The sequence below is a fragment of the Sphingopyxis sp. genome, from assembly GCF_035250425.1.
In the GTDB taxonomy this organism is placed as follows: Bacteria; Pseudomonadota; Alphaproteobacteria; order Sphingomonadales; family Sphingomonadaceae; genus Sphingopyxis.
The window spans coordinates 1-5914 of sequence record NZ_DATFFD010000054.1; the positions used below are offsets into that span (position 1 = coordinate 1).

Sequence of the window (5914 nt, forward strand, 5' to 3'; positions counted from 1 at the left end):
GCATGATCTTGCTGCGCTGATCGCCACCCTGCCGGCCCTGCGCATGATCGCCTTCAACGGCGGCAAAGCCTCGGCGATCGGGCGAAAGCAGTTACCGTCGCTCGGAGACATCGCGGTCATCGACCTGCCGTCAAGCAGCGCAGCGCATACCGTCGGATTTGCGGCGAAGTTGGAGCATTGGCTGGAATTGCGTTCGGCGCTGACGAGTTGATTGATTCTCCCCATGGCGAAGCCAAGGGGAGATGGCAGTGCGAAGCGCTGACGGAGGAGTTTTGGCGCTGACGCTGCCGACCCCTCCACCATCCGCTTCGCGGACGGTCCCCCTCCCCAACGTTGCGCGATGGGGAGGATCTGGCCGGGTCAGTCGACCACCATCCCGCGCGCCATCACGAAATCGACCTTTTTCAGCACGCGCACATCGGCAACCGGATCGCTCGCGACCGCGATGATGTCGGCGCTCTTGCCCGGCGTGATCGTGCCGATCTCGTTCGACAGGCCGAGCAGGTCGGCGGCGTTCACCGTCGCGGCCTTGAGTGCCTCGACGGGTGTCATGCCATTCTGGACCATCAGTTCGAATTCGTCGCCGTTGCGGCCGTGCTTCGACACGCCAGCGTCGGTGCCGAACGCGATGCGCACGCCGCGTGGAACCAGCTGTTGCAGGCTCTTGCCCGTAATCGAAATGCGCCACTGGATCTTGGCGAGCACGTCGGGTTCATAGGCGTTGGCGTTGGCGGCGATGCGTTCCTTGTAGCCGTTCACGGTCGAGAGCGTCGGGACATAATAGGCCTTCGACTTCGCCCATGCCGCGATCGTCGCCTCGTCGAGGATCGTGCCATGCTCAATCGAATCTGCACCCGCATCGATCGCGAGGCGGATGCCGTCGGCGCCGTGCGCGTGGACCGCGACCTTCTTGCCGAAGAGATGCGCGGTGTCGACGATCGCCTTGGCCTCATCGTCGAACATCTGCTTGCCGAGGCCCGCGCCGATGCGGCTGTTCACACCGCCGGTCGAGGCGAATTTGATCACGTCGGCGCCGCGGCCGATCTGCAGCCGCACCGCGCGGCGGCAGTCGTCGGCGCCATTGCATGTGTTGCCCGCGCCCGCGAAGAAGGGTCGGAGCTCGTCGCGATAGCCGAGCGAGCCGTCCATATGCCCCGCGCTGCCCGAAATGCTGTTGCCCGCATCGACGATGCGCGGCCCCTGCACCTTGCCCGCGAGGATCGCATCCCTGAGGGCGAGGGTTGCGCCATCGCCGTCGCCGAGGTTGCGGACGGTGGTGAAGCCCGCGCGGAGCGTCTTCATCCCGTTCGCCTCGGCGTTGAACGCCTGCGCGGCGGGGCTGAGCGTGACCTCTTCGAGCTGACCGGCGATGCCGCCGGCGTCGCTGGTCAGATGGACGTGGCTGTCGATCAGGCCGGGGAGGACATATTTGTCCTTGAGGTCGATCAGCGTCGTGCCGGGGTCGGCGGGCTGATAGCCGTCGGCGATGCTCAATATCTTGCCGCCCTCGACGACAATCGTCGAGGCGCCGCGCACCGGCTTGCCCGGTTCGGCGAGGAGCTGGCCCGCGTGGATGACGCTGCGCGCGGGCGCCTGCGCGGCGAGCGGCATGGCGAGCGCCGCGCCGAACAGCGCGAGCGGAAGGCAATGGATCGGCTTCATTCTGGCATCCCCTGTTTTCGAATATGGGACGTTAAAGCCGATCAGAAGCCCATCGTAAAGCGCAGCGCCGCACCGCGGTCGTCGGGGAGCGCGGCGATATGGCCGGGGTCGCGGCGTACCCAAGTGTTCGCGATCAAGTCGCCGCCGAAAAGCGACAGCGCATAGCTCGCCTCGACCACCAGTTCGCGGCCCGTCGGCGCAAGATTATAGGTGCGGCGGCCAAAATCAGTGCGGCCGCTGGCATAGTCATGCGCGACCGGGAGCATGAGGTCGATGCCGCCGCGCGCGACCCGCAAGGGTTGGGCGAAGCGAAGCGCGGCGCGGTCGCCCCGAGCGAACAGTCCCGCCTTCGCAACATCGACCGAGAAGGCAGACGACCAGAGCGCGCCGCCCGCAACGAGCCCGTGCCGGTCGGGGCGCGTCCACATCTGGCGCCACGCCGCCGCGACTTGCCAGTCGCCACGCATATCGACGGTAAAGCCCGCGTCGCCGACGAGGCTGGTCGCGCCGCCGGCGCCGAACATCGGGCCGAGGCGGGCGCCGAGGAGGCTGTCCGATTCGCGCAGCCAGCTGGCGCCGAGCGCGGTGCGGACGGGACCGAAGCGCGCGTCCCATGCGGCGCCGATGCGCTGGTAGCGGCTGTCATGGCGCGAGCGGTAGCGGAGGAGGGGGTCGTCCTGCCAGCGCGAGCCCGAGACCCAGCCATTCTCCAAGATCACATTAACATATTGATTATTAATGATATTATTTCGGATTATCGTACCGATTCCGGGACTGGCGGTAAAGCCGAGACCCTCGTGCGCGGCGTCGCCGATCAGCATCGCGTGACCGCTGTCGCCGCGTTCGCCCGCGAGCAGGCCGCCGGTGCCGCGCCCGGCGGCGAAACCGATACGCGTGCGCGCGTCGAGGCGCGTCATCACCGAGGCGGCGAGGGTGCGCGCGCGCTGCGCGTCGTGGAAGGAGAGGCCCGCGAGCGCGTCGGTGCCGCCCGTGCCGGGCGCGGTGACAAGCGAGAGCGCGAGCGACGGGCCTGCGGCACTCTGTTGGCGGACGAGGCCGCCGATCGCGCCCGACAGCTTGAAGTCGGGGCGGCGTTGGCCGAGCGCGCCGCCGAAATCGACGTTGAAAGCGCGGCCGAAACCGTCGGTGACGAGGCCCATGGTGCCGGCACCGCCCGCATCACCCATCGGGCCGCCGAGGATACCGAGCGGCGCGCCGAGCGCGACCGCGGTCGAGGTGCCGGCGAGCGATGTCGCGCCCATCGGCTGAAATGCGCGCGCAATGTCGAGGATGCCCTGGCCGTACACGGCGTCGTCGCCCGCCGCGCCCGCATCGCGCGCCGATTGATAAAGAAGCGAGACGATCTGCTGACTCGACAGGTTCGGAAAGGCCTGCGCGATCAGCGCGACCGCGCCCGCGACCTGCGGCGCCGCGAAACTGGTGCCGTTGAGCACGAAGACGAAATTGCCCTCGGTCTTGAGCGCGCCATTTTCATAGGCGCAGCACACCCCCTCGCCGAGCGCACCAAGATAGGAGCCGGCATAGCCGCCCGCGCGGTTGCTGAACCCCGAAATCGCGCCATTTTCATTGACCGATCCGGCGATGACGACGAGCCCGCCGCCGGCGTCGCGCAGCCCGCGCGCGAAAAAGTCGGGGTTGTTCGGATCGTTGCCGTTCGCGGTCGTATCGCCGTCATTGCCCGCCGAGACGATGACGATGATTCCGGCCGCGGTCGCGCGCGAGACCGCGGCGCGCAAGGTCGCACCGGGCGGGTCTTCGCCGCCGAGCGAGATATTGACGACGCGCGCGCCAGCGCCGACCGCGTGGTCGAGCCCTGCGGCGATCGCCGTTTCGGGATAGCGGCAGCCGCTTTCGTCGTTCGATGGATATTCGGTCGCGCAGCTGCCCGGACGGTCGGCGCGCAGCACGAGCAGATTGGCGTTGAAGGCGATGCCGAAGGTGCCGGCGTCATTCTTTCCGCCGAGCAGGAGCTGCGCGACGTTGGTGCCGTGCGTCCCTTCGCCGTTGATGCCGCGCGAACCGGCGAGGTCGATCGATTGCGACGAGATGCGGCCGGCGAATTCGGGGCTGTCCTGATCGATCCCGTCGTCGATGACGCCAGCCAGGACGCCCCGTCCGGTCGCGCCCGCCTGATAGGCGGTGATCGCGCCGTGAAAATTGACCCCGTCGGACAGGCGCGTTTCGGCGGTGCTGAAATTGCCCGTCGGCGGCGGGGTGGGGGTCGGAGTGGGTGTGGGAGTCGGGGTTGGTGTTGGCGCGGACGGCGGCGCCGGAGTCGGCGATGGGCGGGGCGTGCCGCCACCGCCGCCGCACCCTGCCAGCGAAAGTGCAGTGATCCCGAGCAGAAGAGGCAAAGGCCGGCCAGTCACCCGCCGGATGCTGCTGCGTCGGTTCGCGTCGGCCATCGCCGTTCCCCTTTGCCCTGATACCGCCTTTTAGCGCGGCGGAGGGGGGAGGGGTAGCATCATGCGGTTAATTGCGGGTTCGCTGTCGCGCAGCGATGGGGAGGGGAGTGCAGGGCGTGGTGGAGGGGCGGCGACGTTGCGCATCAACCCCTCCGTCGGCGCTTCGCGCTGCCACCTCCCCATGGCTCCGCCACAGGGAGGATCTTTTCGCCCTCAGCTTGCCCCCATACACCCCAGCCTTTATGCGCCCGGCATCATGCCCGCCCCGCTCGACCATATCGACAGCTGGATCTTCGATCTCGACAACACGCTCTATGCGCCGTCGGCGAGGCTGTTCGACCTGATCGACGAGCGTATGGGCGCCTTCATCATGCGGCTGCTGGATGTCGACGCGGTCGAGGCGCGGCGGGTGCAGAAGCAATATTTCCACGATCATGGCACGACGATGGCGGGGCTGATGCGGCACCACGGCGTGCACCCCGAGGATTTTCTGGTCGACGTCCATGACATCGCGCTCGACCGGCTGAGCGTCGATGCGCGGCTGCGCGCCGGGCTGGAGCGACTGCCCGGACGCAAGCTGATCTTCACCAACGCCAATGCGGATTATGCGGCGCGCGTGCTCGACGCGCGCGGGATCGCCGACCTGTTCGACGGCATCTGTGACATCCGCGTCACGCGCTATACGCCGAAGCCCGACGCAGAGGCTTATGCGATGATGATCGCGCATCTGGGAATCGACCCGGCGAAGAGCGTCTTCGTCGAGGATATGGCGCGCAACCTGACGCCCGCGAAAGCGCTCGGCATGACGACCGTCTGGCTGGACAATGGCAGCGAAAGCGGTCATCGGGACCACCTGCCGGAGCATGTCGATTTCCACGCGACTGACATCGCCGACTGGCTCGACAATCTGCCTTTACCATGGGGAATTTCATGACCACCGACCTGCAATCGACGATCGAAGCCGCATGGGATGACCGCGAGACGCTGGGGCTAACGACGACGGGTGCGGTGCGCGAGGCGGTCGAGACCGCGCTCGCCGGCCTCGACGACGGCAGCTATCGTGTGGCGGAGCGCGACGCCGGCGGGACGTGGCAGGTCAACCAGTGGCTGAAGAAGGCGGTGCTGCTGTCGTTCCGCCTGAACGACATGGAACTCATCGAAGGCGGCCCCGGCGGGGCGCGCTGGTGGGACAAGGTGCCATCGAAATTCGCCGGCTGGGGCGAGAACCGTTTTCGCGACGCGGGCTTCCGCGCCGTCCCCGGCTCGATCGTCCGCCGCGGCGCCTTTATCAGCAAGGGCGCGGTGCTGATGCCGAGCTTCGTCAACATCGGCGCCTATGTCGGCGAGGGGTCGATGGTCGACGCCTGGGCCACCGTCGGCAGCTGCGCACAGATCGGCGCGAACGTCCACCTGTCGGGCGGCGCGGGAATCGGCGGCGTGCTCGAACCATTGCAGGCGGGCCCGGTGGTGATCGAGGACGGCGCCTTCATCGGCGCGCGCGCCGAGGTCGCCGAGGGTGTGATCGTGCGCGAGGGCGCGGTGCTGTCGATGGGCGTCTATCTGGGCGCGTCGACCAAGATCATCGACCGCGCAACGGGCGAAGTTTTCATGGGCGAGGTTCCCGCTTACTCGGTCGTCGTACCGGGTTCGCTGCCGGGCAAGCCGCTGCCCGACGGCACGCCGGGACCGTCGCTTTACTGCGCCGTCATCGTCAAGCGCGTCGATGCGAAGACGCGCGCCAAGACCGGGATCAACGAGCTGCTGCGCGACTGAGCGGCCGCCATCCGGCGGGGTCAGCGCATCGTCGCGGGCGAAAGGCAGGGAAC

The 5914-nt window shown here is 67.9% G+C and carries 4 protein-coding genes and 1 pseudogene; 3 read left to right on the forward strand and 2 right to left on the reverse strand.

Annotated elements, in window-relative coordinates; all coding sequences use genetic code 11:
* A pseudogene (locus VJ811_RS03410) lies at window positions 1-211 on the forward strand (DNA-deoxyinosine glycosylase); the annotation flags it as partial.
* 149 nt (window positions 212-360) lie between these two features.
* Here the strand turns inward: VJ811_RS03410 and VJ811_RS03415 are convergent.
* On the reverse strand, window positions 361-1662 hold the full coding sequence (locus tag VJ811_RS03415) for an amidohydrolase family protein (RefSeq protein WP_324070871.1): 1302 nt from the start codon (window positions 1660-1662) through the stop codon (window positions 361-363).
* Window positions 1663-1703: 41 nt separating this feature from the next.
* Complete coding sequence (locus VJ811_RS03420) at window positions 1704-4088, reverse strand: S8 family peptidase (RefSeq protein WP_324070872.1); 2385 nt, start codon at window positions 4086-4088, stop codon at window positions 1704-1706.
* 256 nt (window positions 4089-4344) lie between these two features.
* Here VJ811_RS03420 and VJ811_RS03425 point away from each other — a divergent pair, with 256 nt between their 5' ends.
* Both VJ811_RS03425 and dapD read left to right on the forward strand, forming a co-directional pair.
* Window positions 4345-5022: a pyrimidine 5'-nucleotidase gene (locus VJ811_RS03425; RefSeq protein ID WP_324070874.1), complete on the forward strand. Its 678-nt coding sequence runs from the start codon at window positions 4345-4347 to the stop codon at window positions 5020-5022.
* Window positions 5019-5861: a 2,3,4,5-tetrahydropyridine-2,6-dicarboxylate N-succinyltransferase gene (gene dapD / locus VJ811_RS03430; RefSeq protein ID WP_324070875.1), complete on the forward strand. Its 843-nt coding sequence runs from the start codon at window positions 5019-5021 to the stop codon at window positions 5859-5861. The genes VJ811_RS03425 and dapD overlap by 4 nt, the downstream gene beginning before the upstream one ends.
* Window positions 5862-5914: the final 53 nt, after the last annotated feature.

Bases quoted from the DNA above. Each gene is read 5' to 3' on its own strand.
- VJ811_RS03415 (WP_324070871.1), bottom strand. From the start codon at position 1,662: ATGAAGCCGATCCATTGCCTTCCGCTCGCGCTGTTCGGCGCGGCGCTC.
- VJ811_RS03420 (WP_324070872.1), bottom strand. From the start codon at position 4,088: ATGGCCGACGCGAACCGACGCAGCAGCATCCGGCGGGTGACTGGCCGG.
- VJ811_RS03425 (WP_324070874.1), top strand. From the start codon at position 4,345: ATGCCCGCCCCGCTCGACCATATCGACAGCTGGATCTTCGATCTCGAC.
- dapD (WP_324070875.1), top strand. From the start codon at position 5,019: ATGACCACCGACCTGCAATCGACGATCGAAGCCGCATGGGATGACCGC.